This window comes from Providencia alcalifaciens (assembly GCF_915403165.1).
Classification (GTDB): domain Bacteria; phylum Pseudomonadota; class Gammaproteobacteria; order Enterobacterales; family Enterobacteriaceae; genus Providencia; species Providencia alcalifaciens_C.
Window position 1 is genome coordinate 38,441 of sequence record NZ_OU659204.1, and the last position, 21,483, is coordinate 59,923.

20 protein-coding genes are annotated in these 21,483 nt (G+C 43.7%); 5 read left to right on the forward strand and 15 right to left on the reverse strand.

Features of this window, described 5'->3' with window-relative positions:
• Window positions 1-33 precede the first annotated feature (33 nt).
• Entirely contained in the window at window positions 34-1,806 is a 1,773-nt protein-coding gene (locus LDO73_RS00145; RefSeq protein WP_224059665.1) for a PTS ascorbate-specific subunit IIBC, read from the reverse strand.
• A gap of 427 nt (window positions 1,807-2,233) precedes the next feature.
• Here LDO73_RS00145 and ulaR point away from each other — a divergent pair, with 427 nt between their 5' ends.
• The 5 genes from ulaR to LDO73_RS00170 all read left to right on the forward strand — a co-directional run bounded on the left by ulaR (window position 2,234) and on the right by LDO73_RS00170 (window position 6,267).
• Window positions 2,234-2,989 carry an HTH-type transcriptional regulator UlaR gene (ulaR, locus tag LDO73_RS00150; RefSeq protein ID WP_224059666.1) on the forward strand — a complete coding sequence of 252 codons (756 nt, stop codon included), beginning with the start codon at window positions 2,234-2,236 and terminating at the stop codon, window positions 2,987-2,989.
• Between the two features lie 115 nt (window positions 2,990-3,104).
• Window positions 3,105-4,172, forward strand: a complete 1,068-nt coding sequence (ulaG, locus tag LDO73_RS00155) for an L-ascorbate 6-phosphate lactonase (RefSeq protein ID WP_224059667.1) — start codon at window positions 3,105-3,107, stop codon at window positions 4,170-4,172.
• Between the two features lie 161 nt (window positions 4,173-4,333).
• Window positions 4,334-5,020 carry a hypothetical protein gene (locus LDO73_RS00160; protein WP_224059668.1) on the forward strand — a complete coding sequence of 229 codons (687 nt, stop codon included), beginning with the start codon at window positions 4,334-4,336 and terminating at the stop codon, window positions 5,018-5,020.
• Between the two features lie 15 nt (window positions 5,021-5,035).
• Window positions 5,036-5,560: a sigma-70 family RNA polymerase sigma factor gene (locus LDO73_RS00165; RefSeq protein WP_224059669.1), complete on the forward strand. Its 525-nt coding sequence runs from the start codon at window positions 5,036-5,038 to the stop codon at window positions 5,558-5,560.
• Window positions 5,545-6,267, forward strand: a complete 723-nt coding sequence (locus LDO73_RS00170) for a hypothetical protein (protein ID WP_224059670.1) — start codon at window positions 5,545-5,547, stop codon at window positions 6,265-6,267. Before LDO73_RS00165 ends, LDO73_RS00170 begins: the two co-directional genes overlap by 16 nt.
• Before the next feature lie 57 nt (window positions 6,268-6,324).
• Here LDO73_RS00170 and LDO73_RS00175 read toward each other — a convergent pair whose 3' ends face one another.
• The 14 genes from LDO73_RS00175 to mnmG all read right to left on the reverse strand — a co-directional run bounded on the left by LDO73_RS00175 (window position 6,325) and on the right by mnmG (window position 21,470).
• On the reverse strand, window positions 6,325-7,620 hold the full coding sequence (locus tag LDO73_RS00175) for an SLC13 family permease (RefSeq protein WP_224059671.1): 1,296 nt from the start codon (window positions 7,618-7,620) through the stop codon (window positions 6,325-6,327).
• Window positions 7,621-7,851: 231 nt separating this feature from the next.
• Complete coding sequence (gene glmS, locus LDO73_RS00180; RefSeq protein WP_224059672.1) at window positions 7,852-9,684, reverse strand: glutamine--fructose-6-phosphate transaminase (isomerizing); 1,833 nt, start codon at window positions 9,682-9,684, stop codon at window positions 7,852-7,854.
• Between the two features lie 260 nt (window positions 9,685-9,944).
• Window positions 9,945-11,315, reverse strand: coding sequence for a bifunctional UDP-N-acetylglucosamine diphosphorylase/glucosamine-1-phosphate N-acetyltransferase GlmU (gene glmU, locus LDO73_RS00185; RefSeq protein WP_224059673.1), 1,371 nt, complete (start codon window positions 11,313-11,315; stop codon window positions 9,945-9,947).
• 123 nt (window positions 11,316-11,438) lie between these two features.
• On the reverse strand, window positions 11,439-11,864 hold the full coding sequence (locus LDO73_RS00190; protein WP_006660646.1) for a F0F1 ATP synthase subunit epsilon: 426 nt from the start codon (window positions 11,862-11,864) through the stop codon (window positions 11,439-11,441).
• A 21-nt stretch (window positions 11,865-11,885) separates the two neighbouring features.
• On the reverse strand, window positions 11,886-13,268 hold the full coding sequence (gene atpD, locus LDO73_RS00195; RefSeq protein WP_224059674.1) for a F0F1 ATP synthase subunit beta: 1,383 nt from the start codon (window positions 13,266-13,268) through the stop codon (window positions 11,886-11,888).
• 34 nt (window positions 13,269-13,302) lie between these two features.
• Window positions 13,303-14,166, reverse strand: coding sequence for a F0F1 ATP synthase subunit gamma (atpG, locus tag LDO73_RS00200; protein ID WP_224059675.1), 864 nt, complete (start codon window positions 14,164-14,166; stop codon window positions 13,303-13,305).
• Window positions 14,167-14,221: 55 nt separating this feature from the next.
• The gene (gene atpA, locus LDO73_RS00205) at window positions 14,222-15,763 is read right to left on the reverse strand and encodes a F0F1 ATP synthase subunit alpha (RefSeq protein ID WP_224059676.1); all 1,542 of its coding nucleotides are present in this window, start codon (window positions 15,761-15,763) and stop codon (window positions 14,222-14,224) included.
• Between the two features lie 14 nt (window positions 15,764-15,777).
• Window positions 15,778-16,311 (reverse strand): F0F1 ATP synthase subunit delta, encoded by a 534-nt coding sequence (gene atpH, locus LDO73_RS00210; protein WP_224059677.1) that lies wholly within the window; start codon window positions 16,309-16,311, stop codon window positions 15,778-15,780.
• Between the two features lie 12 nt (window positions 16,312-16,323).
• Window positions 16,324-16,794: a F0F1 ATP synthase subunit B gene (gene atpF / locus LDO73_RS00215; RefSeq protein WP_181477768.1), complete on the reverse strand. Its 471-nt coding sequence runs from the start codon at window positions 16,792-16,794 to the stop codon at window positions 16,324-16,326.
• A gap of 57 nt (window positions 16,795-16,851) precedes the next feature.
• Window positions 16,852-17,091: a F0F1 ATP synthase subunit C gene (atpE, locus tag LDO73_RS00220; RefSeq protein WP_004246596.1), complete on the reverse strand. Its 240-nt coding sequence runs from the start codon at window positions 17,089-17,091 to the stop codon at window positions 16,852-16,854.
• 47 nt (window positions 17,092-17,138) lie between these two features.
• Window positions 17,139-17,957 carry a F0F1 ATP synthase subunit A gene (atpB, locus tag LDO73_RS00225; protein WP_224059678.1) on the reverse strand — a complete coding sequence of 273 codons (819 nt, stop codon included), beginning with the start codon at window positions 17,955-17,957 and terminating at the stop codon, window positions 17,139-17,141.
• A gap of 33 nt (window positions 17,958-17,990) precedes the next feature.
• Entirely contained in the window at window positions 17,991-18,365 is a 375-nt protein-coding gene (atpI, locus tag LDO73_RS00230; RefSeq protein ID WP_224059679.1) for a F0F1 ATP synthase subunit I, read from the reverse strand.
• 590 nt (window positions 18,366-18,955) lie between these two features.
• Entirely contained in the window at window positions 18,956-19,579 is a 624-nt protein-coding gene (gene rsmG, locus LDO73_RS00235) for a 16S rRNA (guanine(527)-N(7))-methyltransferase RsmG (RefSeq protein WP_224059680.1), read from the reverse strand.
• 1 nt (window position 19,580) lies between these two features.
• Window positions 19,581-21,470 (reverse strand): tRNA uridine-5-carboxymethylaminomethyl(34) synthesis enzyme MnmG, encoded by a 1,890-nt coding sequence (gene mnmG / locus LDO73_RS00240; protein WP_224059681.1) that lies wholly within the window; start codon window positions 21,468-21,470, stop codon window positions 19,581-19,583.
• Between the last annotated feature and the right edge of the window lie 13 nt (window positions 21,471-21,483).

Consider the following 21,483-nt stretch of genomic DNA (forward strand, 5'->3'; position numbering starts at 1 on the left):
ACTGAATCCCCATGACAAATTTAGTTATTGGATTTATTTCGACTCACTAAAGTTATTATGAATAATTGCCAGTAATTCATCGCCGAATGAGTTGGGATTTAACATATTCTGCACACCCAGTACGAATTTACCTTCCCCCGCATCCATTTCAGAAGAGAGATGCTTGGAAGAAACAATAATGTCTGTATTCGCTAACTTTGATTTGTAATCAGAAACCGCGCAGGAATCCATCACATGAGGAATACCTTTACCTTCAAGGTACTTAGCAATTTTCATTTTCATCATCATCGATGAACCTTGCCCATTACCACACACGGCGAGAATACTGACAGGTCTAGCACGCGTTAAAATAGGCTGTTCTGTTGCTTCAACTGACGTATTTTCAACACTCAGCTCCACTTGTGGCTCTGCTGCCGCAGCGGCTTGTGCATCTTCTTCCGCACGCAATCTTTTCGATGCAAAATACATGTAAACAAATGACAGTCCAATCAAGACAAAGAAGAAATATTTAGAGAAGGAAAGCCCCTGCATCACTGGTGGGAACACTAACGCCCAATCTGCCATACCCATCCAACCGCTAAAATCCGTTCCTTGCTGGCTAAATAATGAAATCGCCCATGCAGAGCCAACAACTTCAATGATCCCCATAACGAAACAGATTTTCATGACTGCTTTCCAGCCACCGAAATGGTTGGCAAATACCCCAATTGTCGCGTTGGAGAAGAACATCGGGATAAAGCCGGGAATAATCATGATCGGGGAGCTTAATCCCAACATAATCAATACCGCAGTAAACTGCCCCAACGCCCCCCACATAAAGCCGAATACCATGGCATTTGGAGAGAAGGCGTAAATTGCCGCACAGTCAATGGCAAGTACTGCGTTAGGAATAACGCGCTCGGAAATCCCTTTAAACGCTTCAGAAAGCTCGGCAACAAACATCCGCACGCCGGTAACAATAATCTGAATGGCAACCGCGAATTTCAAACCGGTTTCGAGAATATAGATGCTCCAATGGGTTTTCCCTGCCATTTCTTGCAAGTTAGTTAACCCAAAGGAAAGAAGAATGATGCCGAAGAAAACGGTCATTACAATCGCGGTGGCTGCGATACTATCATGGAAAATATGTAGCCATTTCGGTAGTTTAAGATTATCAACGCTATCGTTTTTATCACCGAGTTTATGGGCAATTTTAGTGGCAACCCATGATGCGACTTGCTGCTGGTGACCGATTGAAAACCCAGCTCCCCCCGTGACAGATTCCGTTGGCTTAAACATAATATTGGATGAAATGCTCCAATACAGTGCCATGAGAACGGCTGAGTAAATAATGGTTTCCCACATGCTAGTACCCAGCACAAAATAGAATACCGCGATCAATCCCGCTTGCTGGAACATGATATGCCCCGTCAGCATAATGGTTCGGATCCCCGTGATACGGCGGAAAAGCACCAAAAGAATATTAATCGCCAATGCAATCAACACAGTATACCCAACCCATGAATAGTTATCCCCCATGGTTTCCATGGTGGCCATCATTGAGGTATAAGGGTCAATAACTGAACCGGTAATGTGATGATATTCTGACATTTTTGCAATGACAGGTTTGAAGCTTGAGACTAATGTATCGGCTCCCACTTGCACTAACATAAAGCCGACAATCGTTTTTATGGTTCCTTTCAGGATGGTTGTGCCATCTCTCTTTAGAAGCCAGTAGCCAATCAATGTCACTAAACCCAGTAATAACGGGGCTTTGGTCATCACTTGGCTGTAAAAAATATAGAATGAGTCATACAGAAAATCCATATTTTTACCCCTAAATCAAATTTAGTGTGAATTATTATCTTATTTAAAATTACATTACCCTGATCACAGACAAGCATTCTCACGCTATAATCAAACAGTTCATCAATTCAATCACTCAAATACATTTTGTAATCATAAGTAATCACCAATTGCTCATTAATGATTATTTGAAGTGACACTTTTTGACTAGCAAAAAACCCTACATTTGTTGAGCCGATCACAACAAATATAGTAAAAATCAATATTTACATATAGTTAAAGAATTAAATTGGCTTGGGTAATTTTTGTATTTAGTGAGTTGACAATTTTCACCATGATCATATAGAATCAAATTCAATCATTTTGAGTCAAAAGTAGTCATGATACTGTGATTATAATAATCATCACTAAAGACGAAAAATGATTATACAGAAATAAGGCGCTACACATGAATGAGACACAAAGACATCATGAAATATTGTCTTTATTGAAAGAAAATCAAATCATTAACGTATCTTTTATTACAAAACATTTTGATATCTCGCCCGCAACAGCTCGTCGAGATATCGCCAAACTGGATGAGCAAGGCAAACTCAAAAAAATACGTAATGGTGCAGAGCGCATTGAAGAAAAAAGACTCAGATGGTCACCGCTGAATATCAACTGTACCGACCATTATGAAGAAAAGTCACAAATCGCCATGAAAGCGGCAGAACTTTGCCAACCGGGAGATAGCGCCGTTATCAACTGTGGATCCACTGCATTTTTGCTAGGACAGCAACTGTGTGGAAAAGGGGTTCAGATAGTGACGAACTATTTCCCCCTCGCCAGCTACTTGATTGAAGAAGAGCATGAAGATGTGATTCTAATTGGCGGGCAATATAACCGAACACAAGGTATTTTCCTCAATCCTGCATTAAGCACATTGATGGGATATGCCGGTAACTGGATGTTTACTTCAGGGAAAGGTTTAACCGAAACAGGGCTGTACAAAACAGATATGCTGACTGCGGTCGCAGAGCAACAGATGCTAGATCGTATTGATAAATTGGTTGTCGTTGTGGATAGCTCAAAAGTTGGAAGTCGAACGGGCATGCTATTTTGCCCTGCCGAAAAAATTGACTATCTCATCACTGGTAAGAACGCCGACCCCAAAATTATCAAAACCATCGAAGCTCAAGGCACGCAAGTCATCCTTGTATAATTAGATTAACTATCTAATTCAACGAATTAACAAATTTATTCTGTATTTCGCCTTATTTTCATGAATAAGGCGCTAATCCCTTACATTTGAAATTCTAGATAGGAAAGGTGTTGCTATGAGTAAAGTAAATGAAATTACCCGTGAATCTTGGATTTTAAGCACATTCCCTGAGTGGGGAACCTGGCTCAATGAAGAGATCGAAAAAACCGTTGTAGAACCAAACACATTTTCTATGTGGTGGCTGGGTTGTACAGGTCTTTGGTTGAAAAGCGAAGGTAACACTAACATTTCCATCGACTTTTGGTGTGGCACAGGTAAAAAAACCCAGAAAAATCCACTGATGAATCAGCAGCATCAAATGATGCGTATGGGCGGTGTTGAAGCCCTGCAACCCAACTTACGTACCGCGATTTTTCCGCTCGACCCTTTCGCTATCAAAGATGTCGATGCCATTTTGGCATCCCATGACCACGCTGACCATATTGATGTCAACGTTGCTGCGGCAGTGCTACAAAATTGCGGAGACCACGTTAAATTTATTGGTCCACAAGCCTGTGTAAACCTATGGACAGGTTGGGGCGTACCGGAAGATCGCTGCATTGTGGCCAAAGTGGGTGATGTGATTGAAATCGGTGATATGAAAATTCGCGTTTTGGATTCATTCGACCGTACAGCGTTAGTGACCTTACCAAAAGGCGTTTCTTCCTATGATAAAGCCATTTTGGATGGCATGGACGAGCGTGCCGTGAACTACTTAATTGAAACAACTGGCGGCTCTCTGTATCACTCTGGAGATTCTCACTATTCCAACTACTATGCAGCGCACGGCAACCGCTACAATATCGATGTTGCTCTGCTTTCTTACGGTGAAAACCCGCGCGGTGTTACTGACAAAATGACCTCTTCCGATATTTTGCGTGCCGCAGAATCATTAGATTGCACGACGGTTATCCCATTCCACCACGACATTTGGGCTAACTTCCAAAATGACCCTCGTGAAATTGAAGTGTTATGGAATATGAAAAAAGAGCGCCTACAATATAAATTTGCCCCATTCTTCTGGCAAGTTGGCGGGAAATATACCTACCCAACCGATAAAGGACGCATGCATTATCAGCATTTCAGAGGCTTCCAAGATATCTTTAAAAACGAACCTGAATTGCCGTATAAAGCCTTCTTGTAAGATTTTTTACATCGTTTTATTGCGCTTTTTCGACCTGATAATCAACATTATCAGGTCTTTTTTGATCAAAAACCGTCCTAAAAAATATTTTCAATTCCCTGCATCCAAATTCATGTCCTTGTCGTCTCTCTTATTGAAACCCATACAACAAGGAAATAATAATGAACATTCGCATCGCAGCCACACTGTTAAGCCTGTTTGCCTTCTCGGCAGCAGCCTCCGATATTTCAACTAAACAAACCACGCTAGGTCAGGTTTACACCAATAACCAAGGTATGACACTCTATTACTTTGATAATGATAAACCCGATCAATCCGTTTGCTATGATGATTGCGCCAAACTCTGGCCACCATTATTAGTGAGCGATGAAACGTCATCCCTGCCTGGTTTAAATAAAATCCAACGTAAAGATGGCAAAATGCAGTGGGCAATGAACCACCAGCCTCTCTATTTGTGGAGTAAAGATCAAAAACCCGGTGATATTACTGGTGCAGGCATTAAAAATATTTGGTCAATTGCTCGAGCTGACAGCATACCCATCAATGTATATAGCACCGATAGCGGTAAGGTTTTAACCAATAAAGCGAAGATGTCGCTCTATACCTTCACTAAAGACAGTGATGGACTATCATCATGTAATGGTGATTGCGCGATTAAGTGGCCACCATTAGCGGCACAACAAGGTGATGTATCCAGTGCTCCATTTAGCGTTGTCTCTCGCCAAGATGGTACCTATCAATGGGCTTACCAAGGCAAGCCATTGTATACATGGATAAACGATCAGAAACCGGGCGATATCACTGGCGATAAAGTGGCAAATGCTTGGAACTTGGTTGTTTTGCCATAACGTTATGAGGTGAACGTGAGCGAAGAAAGCAATGAGCTAGAAACGTTATTTTCGCAGATAAAACTGGGAGATCAGCACGCTTTTGAGCGATTTTATGGTCTAACAAATCGTAAATTATATGGGCTGTTGGTCAATATCGTCGCCGATCGTGACATAGCGGCGGATCTTTTGCATGAAGGATATCTCAAGATCTGGTTCTCTGCATCGAGCCATTATGTGATATCGCCTTGGGCATGGAGCTGTCAGTTAATGCGTAATTTAGCGATAGATCATGTTAGAAAACAAGGGCGAATGCCGAAGTTCGAAAATATAGATCTCTCCCCAGAGATTGCTATTGATGACCCTGTACCTGAAGCTTCACAAAAGCTTGACCGTTGTTTTCTCGCGCTCACGACTGAAAAACAGCAAGCCATAAAGCTTGCTTATATTCATGGTTATTCTCATGAAGAAATCGTCAAGCGCCTTGCTCACCCTCTAGGCACTATCAAATCATGGATACGACGAGGCTTAAAGGAGCTAAAACAATGCATAAGCGCCTAACACCACTTCGTTATAGCAACCCAGCCATACGCGAACATTTGGTGAGCCAGTACGTGCTCGGCACATTATCAACCAACGCCAGAAAGCGCTTAGAATCCTTGATGGCTAACGATACCTCTTGGGCTGAATTAGTCGTACAGTGGCATGCATACCTTTATAGGCTAGAACCAATGGCAGTAGATAAGCCACCATCATGGGTATGGAAAGATATCGAATCAGTGATCAGTAAAAAAGAAAAAATGCCTTTTTATCACCATATTTGGCGATATAAATGGTCACTCATCCCATGGGGGTGTTCTCTCTTTTTGTTCGTGTTTTCCAGCATGATGTTACTACAACCAACCCCTCAAGTTGCTACGCCGAGCTATATCGCTACCATGTCATCTCAAGAGAGAAATGACCATTTTGTACTGATGGCATACAAAGGGAATAAACCCGGAAAATCACGCCTTCAATTGGAATGGAACAGCCAATATCCATTACCAGAAAGTCATCTGGAAAATGCGATGATTTGGGCTAAGGACAAGGTAACAGGGGAAATTTCACTACTGGGACGTTTTGATGAATTGCAGTCCACTCGCTTACTCACCCCAACCGAGTGGAAAATGATCAAAAACAGTAGCGAGATTTTGATCACCGAAAATAGTGAGCCTAACAGCACGGTTTTGTTTAAAGGGGCATGCATAGAGTTACTAAGCTCCTCTTAATACTGCCATGCTTCATTGAAAAAGGTCGGCATTGTAAAAAATGCCGACCTTTTTTCACTAAGGGATCACACCCAATAATTTAAACCAGAAATAATCCAGCGGCACCAAGAGGAAAAAGGTCAAAATAAACAAAATCAGACACAGCCTTACGCCATCCATTAAAGGCACTTTGCCCATTCCCATCGCGACAACAATCGGAGACGCTTGATAAGGCAATAAGGGTGTCGAATAACCGATGACTTGTACCATGAGAACCGCAATTAGCGGTAAGCCCGTGGCATTAGAGAGAGATTCCGCTAACGGGGTATACAGTGCTGGAACGCCGTTTGCCGTCACCACAAAGTTTAATCCACTGGTCAGTCCTACTAAGCTACCAAAATCCATGAATGGGCTATTTGGATCAAGTGGCAGCAACTTTTGTAAGTAAGTACCAACCACCATTCCAACATTGGAATAACTCACCAATGTTGCTAGGCTCAAAATCCCTGCGACATAAATACAGGTGCGGATATTCACGGCTTTAACAAACTCGTCATTGGTGACAAAACCGACTTTAGGCAGTAAACAGAAACATGCCGCGACTAATCCCACCCATGCCGGTGAAATGCCGTGAGTGGTATCCGTGATCCAGAAAAGCAACGTAACCGCCAGCACAATACCGAGCTTTTTCTCATCGCGGCTCATCGGCGGTAAGGTTTTTTGCTCAACCACCTGCTGCAATTTGGCAGGAAACAGAAAATAGATACATAGCACCACCATCGTGCCTTTAATCAGCCCTAAGATTGGCATATGCAGAAACAGGTAATTCAAGTAGGAAAGTTTAAGGTGATAAGTGGTTTCTATCGCCCCCGCCATGACGAGGTTGGGAACGTTCGCAGGCAGTACAGTTGCAGAAAGTTGGAAGGTACCGAAACCGACCGCCAGCGCTAACCCGATACGCCCTCGGCTGCCACTTTCTAGCCCAACTTTATCCGCAATTGCCATTACAATCGGCATCAGTAACGCAATTCGCCCCATATTCGACGGCATAATAAATGCCAATCCATAGGCGAGGAGCACTACGCCAATGATCAATGTGAGCCACGATTTGGTGAAACGCCCTGAGATATGCTGAGCAATACGTTCCGCCAGCCCCACTTTATTGATGGCAAACCCAAGGATAAAGCCGCTTAAAACTAACCAAAATGCTTCTGAGGTAAACCCTGAGAAAATCACATTGGTTGGTGCTAAATGTAAGCATGCTGCTGCCGCTAAAAACAGTAATGCGACCAAATACTCCGGTAATTTTCCTGTCGCCCAAAACCCTATCGTGATTGCGATGACAACCGCACTCAACCATTCAATATCTGCCATCCCCGTCGCCTTCTACTGATTTTTATTGTTGTTTATTATTGCTCAATACTGCATCAAGAAAATTAAGTATACGTGAAATCGATAGCGAATAGATGCATGCAAAAGCAACTAATTAGCATCGGATTGTTATAGTTCAGCGAGGAAATTTTAATGGCGAATAAGAATAAAGGGGCAATAAAAAGCCGGTGTACTTTTACAGGACACCGGCTGGATTTTTAAATCAGAGTGCGATTACTCAACAGTCACTGATTTTGCCAAGTTACGCGGCTGATCGACATCAGTCCCTTTGATTAACGCAACATGGTAAGACAGTAACTGCAGTGGCACAGTGTAGAAAATTGGGGCAATCAGCTCTTCCACATGCGGCAGAGAAATAATTTTCATATTTTCACTTGCCACAAAGCCAGCATCTTGGTCAGCGAACACATACAGTAAACCGCCACGAGCGCGAACTTCTTCAATGTTAGATTTCAACTTCTCTAACAGTTCGTTGTTCGGTGCGATGATGATCACTGGCATATCCGCATCAATTAATGCTAATGGGCCATGTTTTAATTCGCCTGCCGCATACGCTTCGGCGTGGATATACGAAATCTCTTTCAGTTTCAGTGCGCCTTCAACAGCGATAGGGAACTGATCACCACGACCTAAGAACAGCGCGTGGTTTTTGTCTGAGAAATCTTCAGCTAACGCTTCAATCACTTTGTCTTGAGACAGCATGCTTTCAATGCGAGCAGGCAGTGCGTGAAGTGCATGAGCAATGCGCTCTTCCAGTTCTGGGTTCGCCCCTTTCAGGCGTCCCATATACGCCACAAGCATCAACAATACCGTTAACTGGGTTGTGAATGCTTTAGTGGAGGCAACGCCAATTTCAGCACCCGCTTTAGTCATCAGCGAAAACTCAGATTCGCGGACTAATGAAGATGCGCCAACGTTACAAATCGCTAGAGACGTTAAGTAACCCAGTTCTTTAGACAAGCGCAGAGCAGCTAAGGTATCCGCCGTTTCCCCTGATTGGGAAATGGTGATCATCAAGCTGCCTTTACGGTGTGCTGGTTTGCGGTAACGGTATTCAGACGCAATTTCCACGTCACAAGGGATACCCGCCAGTGATTCAAACCAGTAACGCGCAACCATACCTGCGTTGTACGAAGTTCCGCAGGCGACGATTTGGATATGGTCAACTTTAGACAGTATTTCGCTGGCTTTCGGACCTAATTCGCTCAGGTCAATACCATTGTCTTGGTTAAAACGCCCTTCAAGAGTGTTTTTAATCGCCATCGGCTGTTCATAGATCTCTTTTTGCATGTAATGGCGGTATGCGCCTTTATCACCTGCATCGTATTGAACATTCGATTCGATTTGCTCACGTTCAACTGGTGCGCCTTGCTTATCAAAAATACGCACAGTGCGACGAGTAACTTCCGCAATATCCCCTTCTTCGAGGTAGATAAAACGACGAGTCACAGGCAATAATGCCAGTTGGTCAGAAGCTAAGAAGTTTTCACCAACACCCAGACCGATAACCAACGGGCTACCAGAGCGTGCTGCGACTAATAATTCTGGGTTGCGGCTATCCATAATCACGGTGCCATAAGCGCCACGTAATTGCGGGATCACGCGCTGAACCACTTCCAGTAATGTGCCGCCTTGCTGCTGTTCATGATGAACAAGGTGCGCAATCACTTCAGTGTCAGTGTCTGAACTAAAGATATAGCCAAGTTTTTTCAGCTCTTCTTTCAGTTCTAAATAGTTCTCGATAATTCCGTTATGAACAACGGCAATGTAGCCCGAGGTATGAGGGTGAGCGTTACGCTCGCTTGGAATACCATGAGTCGCCCAGCGGGTATGCGCGATACCTGTTCCGCCAGAAACAGGATGTTTTTCTGCTTCTTCCGCCAGCATTTGTACTTTGCCGACTTCACGTAAGCGTTGCAGATGACCTTCATGATCAACCACCGCCATACCCGCAGAGTCATAACCACGGTATTCTAAACGGCGAAGACCTTCTAACAGAATTTCCGCGATATCACGTTGTGCGACAGCACCAACAATTCCACACATATTAAGTTATTCCTAAATAAAGGGGATTTCCCTTCTTATTGTCGCAACCTGATTATTGTTCAGCTTTCGCTGTCCCCCAGCCTTGTAGAAACGGGGAATTTTATTGTTTTATTTGTTTGCTACTTTGTAGCGATTTTTATATAAAAAAATACTGACCGACATTGCTTAGACTGCTAATTCTTAGATAACTAATTCGTTCATAGCTAATCATAGGAGAGACTTGAATATCTCTCCTCTCTATTTACTTATGTTTTATTTACTTATTTTTTCTTTACTGGGCGCTGCCAGTTTTTAATGTGAGTCTGTTTCACGCGGCTCACCACCAGCTCACCTTCGTTAACATCACGGGTGACTGTGGTACCAGCGCCAATGGTTGCACCATTTGCAATATTCACTGGTGCGACTAATTGCGTATCTGAACCCACAAATACATCATCACCAATGACTGTTTTAAATTTATTAGCGCCATCATAGTTACAAGTAATGGTACCTGCACCGATGTTCACGTTATCACCAATCTGAGCATCACCCAGATAGCTTAAGTGTCCCGCTTTAGAGCCTAAGCCCAGCGTGGAATTTTTCATTTCAACAAAGTTACCCACATGGGACTTCGCCGCTAATTTAGCACCAGGGCGTAAACGAGCGAAAGGTCCAACAGTACATTCCGTGGATAATTCAGAATTTTCAATCACTGAGTATGGGCTGATAATTGAATTATCGCCAATCACACAGTTTCTCAATACGCAGCCAGTTTGGATCTGAACATTATTACCCAGCGTCACATTACCTTCGATAATCACGTTGGTGTCGATCACCACATCGTGACCATGAGTTAGGGTTCCGCGAATATCAAAACGTGCAGGATCGATAAGCATCACACCCGCTAACAGTAGTTTTTCCGCTTGTTCTTTTTGGTAGATACGCTCTAATGCCGCTAATTGCAGACGGTTATTAACCCCTTCCATTTCACTAAGATGACTTGGGTGAACGGTCGCAATTTTATTACCCTCTTTATGAGCAAGGGCAATGATGTCAGTGATGTAATATTCACCTTGGGCATTGTTATTGTTCAGTTGGCCCAGCCAGCGGTTAAAGTCTTTACCGCTTGCGACCATAATACCGGTGTTGATTTCTTGGATTTTACGCTGTTCTTCACTGGCATCTTTCTGCTCGATGATACCAACAACCTCGCCGTTTTCGCGGATAATACGACCATAACCGGCTGGGTTATCGAGGATAACGGTGAGTAAACCAATGCCACCTTCCGGTTTAGCTTCTACCAGTCGTTGTAATGTGTCTTTGGCGATCAGCGGTACATCGCCATAAAGCATGACAATGTCTTCATCATCTTGGAAGTGTGGAGCGGCTTGCTGCATCGCATGACCGGTACCCAGTTGCTCCGCTTGCAGAACCCAATTGAGGTTTTGTTCACCCAGTTTTTCTTTCAGTAAATCACCGCCATGCCCGTATACCAGATGAATATCCGACGCACCAATTGATTTCGCAGTATCAATCACATGCTGAACCATTGGTTTACCTGCGAGTAAATGCAGAACTTTAGGTAAGTCTGAATACATCCGTGTGCCTTTACCGGCAGCTAAAATCACGACACTTTTTCTTTGCACAGTCATATTTTCCTGAAACTCCAACTTTGGGGTGAAAGTAAACCTATTTCCTGTATAAATTACTACATATTTCGCACAAATAAAAAAGCCAGTTAGTCAAACTAACTGGCTTTTTCTATATTGCTATCATTACATAAGCTTTTTAGTTAACTCGATAACTCGAAGTTTCGCTATTGCTTTTGCAAGTTCTGCTGATGCCTGAGCATAATCAACATCGCCGTGTGCTTTGCGGACATGTTCTTCCGCTTTGCGTTTAGCTTCCACTGCACGAGCTTCGTCTAAATCTTTACCACGGATCGCTGTATCAGCGAGTACGATAACACCTGTTGGTTGAACTTCTAAGATACCACCGGAGAGGTAAATTAGTTCTTCTTCACCAAACTGCTTCGTAATGCGTACCATGCCCGGTTTTATGGCAGTCAGCAGCGGGGTATGCTGCGGATAAATCCCCAACTCACCTTCACTACCTGTCACCTGAATTTTTTGTACTAAGCCTTCAAACATCTGTTTTTCCGCGCTTACTACTTTCAGGTAGTATGTCATTGCAGCTACCATATCAACCTCTCGTCAGATGGATTAAAGCTTTTTCGCTTTTTCCACAGCTTCTTCAATGGTACCAACCATGTAGAACGCTTGTTCTGGCAGGTGGTCGTAATCACCGTTCAGGATGCCGCTGAAGCCACGGATAGTGTCTTTCAGAGAAACGAACTTACCTGGTGAACCGGTAAAGACTTCTGCAACGAAGAATGGTTGAGACAGGAAGCGCTGGATCTTACGAGCACGAGCAACAACCAGTTTGTCTTCTTCAGACAGTTCATCCATACCCAGGATTGCAATGATATCTTTCAGTTCTTGGTAACGTTGCAGAATAGACTGAACGCCACGAGCAACATCATAATGCTCTTGACCAACTACCAGTGGGTCTAATTGACGGCTGGTAGAATCCAGAGGGTCAACCGCAGGGTAGATACCCAGAGATGCGATTTGACGGCTCAGAACTACGGTTGCGTCTAAGTGAGCAAAGGTGGTTGCTGGTGATGGGTCAGTCAAGTCATCCGCAGGAACGTAAACCGCTTGAACGGAAGTGATAGAACCAGTTTGAGTTGAGGTAATACGTTCTTGCAGAACACCCATCTCTTCCGCCAGCGTTGGTTGGTAACCTACCGCTGATGGCATACGACCTAACAGTGCTGATACTTCAGTACCTGCCAGTGTATAACGATAAATGTTGTCAACGAACAGCAGTACGTCACGACCTTCGTCACGGAATTTTTCAGCCATAGTCAGACCAGTCAGCGCAACACGCAGACGGTTTCCTGGTGGCTCGTTCATCTGGCCATAAACCAGTGATACTTTATCCAGAACGTTTGAGTCAGTCATTTCATGATAGAAGTCGTTACCTTCACGGGTACGCTCACCAACACCGGCGAACACTGAGTAACCTGAGTGCTCAATCGCGATGTTACGGATCAGTTCCATCATGTTTACTGTTTTACCAACACCCGCACCACCGAACAGACCTACTTTACCACCTTTCGCGAATGGACAGATTAAGTCCATTACTTTGATACCGGTTTCCAGCAGTTCAGTTGAGTTAGCTAACTCTTCGTAGCTTGGTGCAGAACGGTGAATAGACCAGCGCTCTTCTTCGCCGATATCACCTTTCATGTCGATTGGTTCACCCAGAACGTTCATGATACGTCCCAGAGTTGCTTTACCGACTGGTACTTCGATTGGGTGCTCTAGGTTTACAACTTCTAAACCACGGCTCAGGCCGTCAGATGTACCCATTGCGATACAACGGACAACACCACCACCTAACTGTTGTTGAACTTCCAACACCAGTTTTTCTTTACCGTTAATAACCTCAAGAGCATCGTACACTTTTGGTACGTTATCTTGAGGGAACTCGACGTCCACAACGGCGCCGATTACCTGGATAATCTTTCCAGTAGCCATCTTGAATCCTCTACGTAATTCGTAAACCTAGCTGTTAAACCGCGGCAGCACCAGAAACGATCTCGGTCAGTTCCTGAGTAATGCTGGCCTGACGAGCTTTGTTGTAAACCAACTGCAACTCTTTGATCAGTTCGCCACCGTTATCTGTAGCGGCTTTCATCGCTACCATTCGAGCGGCCTGCTCACTAGCTAGGTTTTCAACGACGCCCTGATAAACCTGCGACTCGATATAACGACGCAACAGGGTATCCAGCAACGCCTTAGGATCGGGTTCATATAAATAATCCCAAGATTTCTTCTTCAGTGTTTCGTCATCGCTTTCAGGCAATGGCAGTAACTGAAGAATGGTTGGCTCTTGAGACATTGTATTGACGAACTTGTTGTTCACCACATACAGTTTATCTAAACGCCCTTCATCATAGGCTTGTAGCATAGAGTTAACTGGGCCAATCAGGTCAGAAAGGGTCGGGTTATCCCCCATTCCGGTTACTTGTGAAACGACATTGCCGCCTACAGAACCGAAGAATGCTACCGCTTTAGAACCGATTAAAGCCAAATCAACCTGAACGTTTTTCTCAGACCATACTTTCATATCTGCCAGCAGTTTTTTGAACAGGTTAACGTTCAAACCACCACACAGACCACGGTCTGTTGAAACAACCAAATACCCGACGCGCTTAACTTCGCGCTCTTCGAGATATGGGTGCTTATATTCCAGATTACCTAATGCAAGGTGACCAATCACACTGCGCATGGTTTCTGCATAAGGACGGCTGGCCGCCATGCGTTCCTGCGTTTTACGCATTTTGGACGCCGCGACCATTTCCATCGCTTTAGTGATCTTCTGCGTGTTTTGCACGCTTCCAATCTTGGAACGTATCTCTTTTGCGCCGGCCATTTCTGCTTCTCCTTATTAACCAAACGGCCCATAAAAATTCACGGGCCGAATAGTATTACCAGGACTGGGTGGCTTTGAATGACTCGAGCAGTTTATTCAACTTAGCTTCGATATCATCGTTATATTTGCCCGCCAGACCAATTTCGTTCATAAGGTCAGCATGCTCGCGCTGTGCAAATGAAACTAACGCAGCTTCGAATGCACAAACTTTCGCTAACTCAACATCGTCCAGATATCCACGTTCTGCAGCGAACAGAGACAGTGCCTGCTCTGCTACTGACATTGGTGCATACTGTTTCTGTTTCAGCAGTTCAGTTACTTTCTGACCGTGGCTCAACTGTTTACGAGTTGCGTCATCGAGGTCGGAAGCAAACTGAGCAAACGCTGCCAGTTCACGGTATTGAGCCAGTGCTGTACGGATACCACCAGACAGTTTCTTAATGATTTTAGTCTGAGCAGCACCACCAACACGAGATACTGAAATACCTGGGTTAACCGCTGGACGAATACCAGAGTTAAACAGGTTAGATTCCAGGAAGATCTGACCATCAGTAATCGAAATTACGTTAGTTGGTACGAATGCAGAAACGTCACCCGCTTGAGTTTCAATGATTGGCAGAGCAGTCAATGAACCAGTTTGGCCTTTCACTTCACCTTTAGTAAATGCTTCTACGTAGTCAGCGTTAACACGAGCAGCACGCTCAAGTAAACGGGAGTGCAGATAGAAAACATCACCTGGGTATGCTTCACGTCCTGGTGGACGACGCAGCAACAGTGAAATCTGACGGTATGCGACAGCCTGTTTAGACAGGTCATCATAAACGATCAGGGCATCTTCACCACGGTCACGGAAATATTCACCCATCGCGCAACCAGAGTATGGTGCTAAGTATTGCAGTGCAGCTGATTCAGATGCAGTTGCAACAACAACGATAGTGTTTTCCAGAGCGCCGTGTTCTTCCAGTTTACGTACTACGTTAGAGATAGTTGATGCTTTCTGTCCGATAGCAACGTAAACACATTTGATGCCAGAATCACGCTGGTTGATGATTGCATCGATCGCCAGAGCTGTTTTACCAGTTTGACGGTCACCGATAACAAGCTCACGCTGGCCACGGCCGATTGGAATCATCGCATCGACTGATTTATAACCAGTCTGTACAGGTTGATCAACTGATTGACGGTCGATAACCCCCGGAGCAATAACTTCTACAGGAGAGAAGCCATCGTGCTCAACAGGACCTTTACCATCAATTGGTTGACCCAGTGTATTCACGACACGTCCTAGCAGGCCACGGCCTACTGGAACTTCAAGAATACGACCAGTACATTTAACTTTCATGCCTTCTGCTAAGTCAGCATAAGGACCCATAACAACCGCACCAACAGAGTCACGCTCTAAGTTCAGTGCAATTGCGTAACGGTTGCCAGGCAGTGCGATCATTTCACCCTGCATGACTTCGGCTAAACCGTGAATACGAATGATACCGTCGTTAACGGAAACAATCGTACCTTCATTGTGAGCTTCACTCACAACATCGAACTGAGCAATACGCTGTTTGATCAGTTCGCTGATTTCGGTGGAATTCAGTTGCATATGCTCCAGTCCCCTTAAGACTGCAAGACGTCAGTTAAACGCTCTAAGCGACCGCGGACACTACCGTCAATGACGAGGTCTCCCGCACGAATGATCACTCCAGCAATAACAGACTTGTCAATTTTGCAATTCAGCTTAACTTTGCGTGACAGACGTTTTTCCATCGCGGCAGAAATTTTAGCTGACTGCTGTTCACTCAGTTCGTTCGCAGAAAGAACATCAACTTCAACAGTTGATTCCAGCGTATCGCGCAATTGGATAAATTGAGCTAATACTTCTGGCATCGTTGTTAAACGACCGTTTTCCGCCATAACACGAATCAGATTTTGAACATGCTCGTCAATTTCATCTCCACAAACAGAGATAAACGTTTTAGCTAATGTTTCTGGTGCAATAGAACCAGAAAGCAGCTCACCAACCTGTTCATTGCGCGTCACCTCAGAGGTGAAGGCCAGCATTTCCTGCCATTTAGCAACAGATTGGTTTTCCACAGCAAAGTCAAAAGCTGCTTTGGCGTAGGGGCGAGCTACAGTAGCGATTTCAGACATGCCCCTCCCTCCTTACAGTTCAGCGACTAGTTTATCAACGATGTCGCTGTTAGCAGCTTCATCCACGGAACGTTCGATGATCTTCTCGGCACCTGCGATAGCAAGCATCGCAACCTGTTTACGTAACTCTTCACGTGCACGTTTACGCTCAGCATCAATTTCAGCTTGCGCTTGTGCTACGATTTTTGCACGTTCTGTTTCTGCTTCCGCTTTAGCTTCATCAATCATTTGAGTGCGTTGTTTATTCGCTTGTTCAATGATGATTTGAGCTTCAGCTTTCGCTTTTTTCAGTCGGTCGGTTGCGTCGGTTTGCGCCAGTTCCAGGTTCTTTTTAGCACGTTCTGCGGAAGATAAACCGTCAGCAATTTCTTTTTGACGTTTTTCTATGGCCGCCATAATCGGTGGCCATACATACTTCATACAGAACAAAACAAACAGGACAAACGCGATAGCCTGGCCGAGGATTGTTGCATTTAGATTCACAGACAATACCTCTTATTTATTAATTAGTTAATGTTCTTAATGTGTGCCGAACGTTAATTAGGCAACAGCGAACATTACATATAAGCCCAGACCAACAGCAATCATCGGAATAGCATCGACCAGACCCATTACGATAAAGAACTGTGTACGCAGCAGAGGAATTAAATCTGGCTGACGAGCAGCGCCTTCTAAAAATTTACCACCTAGGATGCCGATACCGATCGCAGCACCGATCGCCGCTAAACCCATCATAATAGCGGCAGCCATGTACAGCAGATCCATACTCAGGTTTTCCATGACAGTCTCCAGTTTGTTTCAGTTAATACAATTATTGATTAATAAAATTAGTGCTCTTCAGAAGCCATCGACAGATAGACAACAGTCAGAACCATAAAAATAAAGGCTTGTAGCGTAATAATCAGTATGTGGAAGATAGCCCAAGGCAGGCTTAACAACCACTGTGACCACCACGGAAGCAGAGCCGCGATAAGAATAAAGATCAATTCACCTGCATACATGTTACCAAACAGTCGCAGACCGAGTGATACAGGTTTTGACAGCAGGCTAACCCCTTCAAGAATCAAGTTTACAGGGATAAATACCGGATGGTTGAAAGGCTGCATAGTGAGCTCTTTCGTGAATCCGCCAATTCCTTTCATCTTGATGCTGTAAAAGATTATTAGGATAAACACACCAACCGCCATAGATAAAGTCACACTCACGTCTGCTGTTGGTACTGCACGCAGAGCAGGTAACCCTAAATAATGTTCACTTATGTAAGGAAGGAAATCGATTGGGAGTAAATCCATCAGGTTCATTAAAAATACCCAGACGAACACCGTTAATGCCAGAGGGGCAATAACTTTGCTCTTCCCGTGATACATATCACGGACTGAGTTATCAACGAAACCAATGATCAGTTCTATTGCAGTCTGTAACTTACCGGGTACGCCACTAGTCGCATTGGCAGCAACTTTTCTAAATAGCCACAGGAATAAAGCCCCGAGAACTACAGAGAAAAAAAGCGAGTCAATGTTTAACGTCCAAAACGTTGGACTAGCGTGGGGATCGACCAACTCAAAGGTACGTAAGTCCAACTGAAGATTCCTCAGATGGTGACTTATATACTCATTTGTAGTCATCACTTCTCCTGATGCAGACATGATGCCTCTTACCCTTTTGTAGTTTAAAAATACTTACCGTTTTACAACGGCTGGTGCAACAATCTGAACAATCAGCACCGCTAAATAGGTCAAACCCAGTGGTGTTATTGACGCTTTAAACACACCAAAAGCAACAACTAAAACAGTAATAGTTGTCACAACCTTTAACCCTGCTCCTAATGCAAAGAACCAGGCAATGCGGACAGGTTCATCCTCTTCTTTTGCTTTTTCAAAGCGTGATAGCAGCATAAATACGATATTAGGTAACCAGCATGCTAACCCACCAGCAAGAGCAGAGACCCCCCATTCTATACTATTTGCACAGAAAGCCCCACTGAGGATTACAAAAGTTATTAACTGAATAGACAGTTGCTTAGAAGCATTACTGCCATAAAGGGAAACAGACATAACTTTGTGTACTCCCAGCTCTCTCAGCCTAAGAAACGCTAAGGGTTGTAATAAAACTGCCTTTGCTTAAATGTGTCAAGAGACAAAAACGTGCAAATTATACGGGCAGGCGAAATGAATTCAATCAGTAAGTAGCGAAAAGGTGAATAAATATTTAATTTTTTCGAGATAGCGCAGAATTAAGACAGGTGGGATTAATAATTTATTAACGATTCATCGCCTAAAAATAACTTTATGTGATTAAGATCACAACAAATCTTAATCTCTTGATTAATAACCACACTCTTTATCTGGTTAGAACCCTGTTTTTAAGCCATAAATCAAATAATTAAATTTGTTATTTTTTAGGCAAAAAAATGAAAAGATAATTTGGATATTTCATTATTAATGCTAAAACGATTTAGTAATAATATTAGATTAGGAATATTATTACCAATAATGTGATTATTTTTGATATATATTCGTTAATATTCTGTAAATAATAAGTGAATTTAAATTATCTTTATTTTTATTATATATAAAAATAGCCGTAACATTGTAAATGTACGGCTACCGCTCTAAAAGATAAAATAATTTTACTAAAAACTAAGTTATTTTTTGAATAATTTAACCAAGTGACGTTGTTCGTCCAATTCTGGAATTTTTAGCTCTGTAATGGACTCAATCTCAAAGCCTTCAGGCAACTGTGTAAGTTCTTCATCACGAACAACACCTTTTAACGCATAAAAGCGCCCTTCCCTCGCAGGAAGATGGTGGCACCAGCTCAGCATATCGTTGAGTGATGCAAAAGCTCGGCTAATTACCCCATCAAATCCATCTTCAGCTGGGTACTCTTCGACTCGAGATTGAACAGGCTCAATGTTAGATAGCCCTAACTCATGCTGAACCTGTTTTAAGAAGCGTATACGCTTCCCTAAGCTGTCTAACAGGACAAAGTGGGAATCAGGTCGCACAATGGCTAACGGGACGCCAGGAAGCCCTGGGCCCGTTCCTACGTCGATAAACTTGTCACCCTTGAGGTGACCGTTCACCACGATGCTGTCCATGATATGGCGAACTAACATTTGTTCAGGTTCACGTACCGACGTTAAGTTGTACGCTTTATTCCATTTGTGCAATAAACCGACATAATCAACTAACTGCTGTTTTTGTTTGTCAGTCAGCTGGATGTCAGTTTTTGCCAGTAGCTTTGTCAGTTTGCTGAGTAAATCCATATTATGCACTCCGACGCAACATGCCTTGTTTTTTGAGCCACACTAACAGAATTGAGATTGCTGCTGGTGTTATCCCTGAAATACGAGATGCTTGACCAATTGACGTTGGTTTGTGGTCATTCAGTTTCGCGATGACTTCGTTGGATAAGCCTTTCACTTGCTTATAGTCTAAATCAACAGGGAGTAAGGTATTTTCATTACGCAGTTGACGTTCGATCTCTTCTTGCTGACGAGCAATGTAACCTTCGTATTTCACTTGAATTTCAACTTGATCTGCCGCTTGAGGATCTTCAACACCCGGAGCAAACAGATTTAACGAGGTCAGCATTTGATAAGTCATTTCAGGACGACGCAGTAAATCTTCACCATTCGCTTCTTTCGATAATGGAACGGTTAAAATTTGGTCGATCTCTTCATGGTTATCAGATTTAGGGTGAACCCAGATATCTTTTAAGCGTTGACGCTCTTTTTCGATCATTTCGACTTTTCGGTTGAAGTGTTCCCAACGAATATCATCCACTAAACCTAATTCACGCCCTTTTTCAGTTAAACGTAAATCTGCGTTATCTTCACGTAGCATCAAACGGTATTCCGCTCGGGAAGTGAACATACGGTACGGTTCTTTAGTCCCTAATGTGCACAGGTCGTCAACTAATACACCGACATAGGCTTGGTCACGACGAGGGAACCAGCCTTCGAGGTCAAATGCGTGTTGTGCTGCGTTAAGGCCGGCTAATAAACCTTGAGCTGCGGCTTCTTCGTAACCTGTTGTACCGTTGATTTGGCCTGCAAAGAACAAGCCTTCGATAAATTTGCTTTCGAGAGTTTGTTTTAGATCGCGTGGGTCAAAGAAATCGTACTCAATGGCATAACCAGGGCGGACGATCCTTGCATTTTCCATTCCCTTCATGGAATGAACAATTTTCATTTGAACATCAAATGGCAAGCTGGTGGAGATCCCGTTTGGATAAATTTCGTTGCTAGTTAAACCTTCTGGCTCTAAGAAGATCTGGTGAGCATTTTTATCCGCAAAACGCATGACTTTGTCTTCAATTGAAGGGCAGTAACGAGGACCGATCCCTTCGATGATCCCTGCATACATTGGGCTGCGATCTAAGTTATTACGGATCACATCATGGGTTTGCTCATTGGTATAAGTGATGTAGCAAGGCACTTGTTGTGGATGTTGCTCTTGCGAACCTAAAAATGAGAATACCGGCATTGGGTCGTCACCTAGCTGTTGAGCTAGCTGACTTAAATCTATTGTTCTTGCATCAATACGTGGTGGTGTGCCTGTTTTTAAACGGTTTACACGTAATGGCAATTCTCTTAAACGTTGAGATAACGTAATTGCGGGTGGATCACCAGCACGACCACCACTGTAGTTTTCTAAACCGATATGAATTTTTCCATCAAGGAAAGTACCGACGGTTAATACCACCGCTTTGGCTTTAAATTTTAAGCCCATGCGGGTAACAGCGCCTGTTACTCGGTTATTTTCAACTATCAGATCTTCAACAGGTTGTTGGAAGATCATTAAGTTTGGTTGGTTCTCTAATGCAGTTCTAACGGCTTGGCGATATAGCACGCGGTCTGCTTGTGCTCGAGTTGCGCGAACAGCTGGGCCTTTACTTGCATTGAGTGTTCTAAATTGAATACCCGCTTTGTCAGTTGCGGTAGCCATTAAACCACCGAGGGCATCAATTTCTCTTACCAGATGTCCCTTACCGATCCCACCGATGGCTGGGTTGCAAGACATCTGGCCCAATGTATCAATATTGTGAGTCAGTAATAGGGTTTGACGCCCCATACGTGCAGCTGCCATTGCTGCCTCAGTACCGGCATGACCACCACCAATTACGATGACGTCAAATTGCTCTGGATAAAACATGTGTGAACCTTAA

What these genes read in the sequence shown, in the direction of transcription:
- LDO73_RS00145 (WP_224059665.1), bottom strand. Translation starts at nt 1,806, where the DNA reads ATGGATTTTCTGTATGACTCATTCTATATTTTTTACAGCCAAGTGATG.
- ulaR (WP_224059666.1), top strand. Translation starts at nt 2,234, where the DNA reads ATGAATGAGACACAAAGACATCATGAAATATTGTCTTTATTGAAAGAA.
- ulaG (WP_224059667.1), top strand. Translation starts at nt 3,105, where the DNA reads ATGAGTAAAGTAAATGAAATTACCCGTGAATCTTGGATTTTAAGCACA.
- LDO73_RS00160 (WP_224059668.1), top strand. Translation starts at nt 4,334, where the DNA reads ATGAACATTCGCATCGCAGCCACACTGTTAAGCCTGTTTGCCTTCTCG.
- LDO73_RS00170 (WP_224059670.1), top strand. Translation starts at nt 5,545, where the DNA reads ATGCATAAGCGCCTAACACCACTTCGTTATAGCAACCCAGCCATACGC.
- LDO73_RS00175 (WP_224059671.1), bottom strand. Translation starts at nt 7,620, where the DNA reads ATGGCAGATATTGAATGGTTGAGTGCGGTTGTCATCGCAATCACGATA.
- glmS (WP_224059672.1), bottom strand. Translation starts at nt 9,684, where the DNA reads ATGTGTGGAATTGTTGGTGCTGTCGCACAACGTGATATCGCGGAAATT.
- glmU (WP_224059673.1), bottom strand. Translation starts at nt 11,315, where the DNA reads ATGACTGTGCAAAGAAAAAGTGTCGTGATTTTAGCTGCCGGTAAAGGC.
- LDO73_RS00190 (WP_006660646.1), bottom strand. Translation starts at nt 11,864, where the DNA reads ATGGTAGCTGCAATGACATACTACCTGAAAGTAGTAAGCGCGGAAAAA.
- atpD (WP_224059674.1), bottom strand. Translation starts at nt 13,268, where the DNA reads ATGGCTACTGGAAAGATTATCCAGGTAATCGGCGCCGTTGTGGACGTC.
- atpG (WP_224059675.1), bottom strand. Translation starts at nt 14,166, where the DNA reads ATGGCCGGCGCAAAAGAGATACGTTCCAAGATTGGAAGCGTGCAAAAC.
- atpA (WP_224059676.1), bottom strand. Translation starts at nt 15,763, where the DNA reads ATGCAACTGAATTCCACCGAAATCAGCGAACTGATCAAACAGCGTATT.
- atpH (WP_224059677.1), bottom strand. Translation starts at nt 16,311, where the DNA reads ATGTCTGAAATCGCTACTGTAGCTCGCCCCTACGCCAAAGCAGCTTTT.
- atpE (WP_004246596.1), bottom strand. Translation starts at nt 17,091, where the DNA reads ATGGAAAACCTGAGTATGGATCTGCTGTACATGGCTGCCGCTATTATG.
- atpB (WP_224059678.1), bottom strand. Translation starts at nt 17,957, where the DNA reads ATGTCTGCATCAGGAGAAGTGATGACTACAAATGAGTATATAAGTCAC.
- atpI (WP_224059679.1), bottom strand. Translation starts at nt 18,365, where the DNA reads ATGTCTGTTTCCCTTTATGGCAGTAATGCTTCTAAGCAACTGTCTATT.
- rsmG (WP_224059680.1), bottom strand. Translation starts at nt 19,579, where the DNA reads ATGGATTTACTCAGCAAACTGACAAAGCTACTGGCAAAAACTGACATC.
- mnmG (WP_224059681.1), bottom strand. Translation starts at nt 21,470, where the DNA reads ATGTTTTATCCAGAGCAATTTGACGTCATCGTAATTGGTGGTGGTCAT.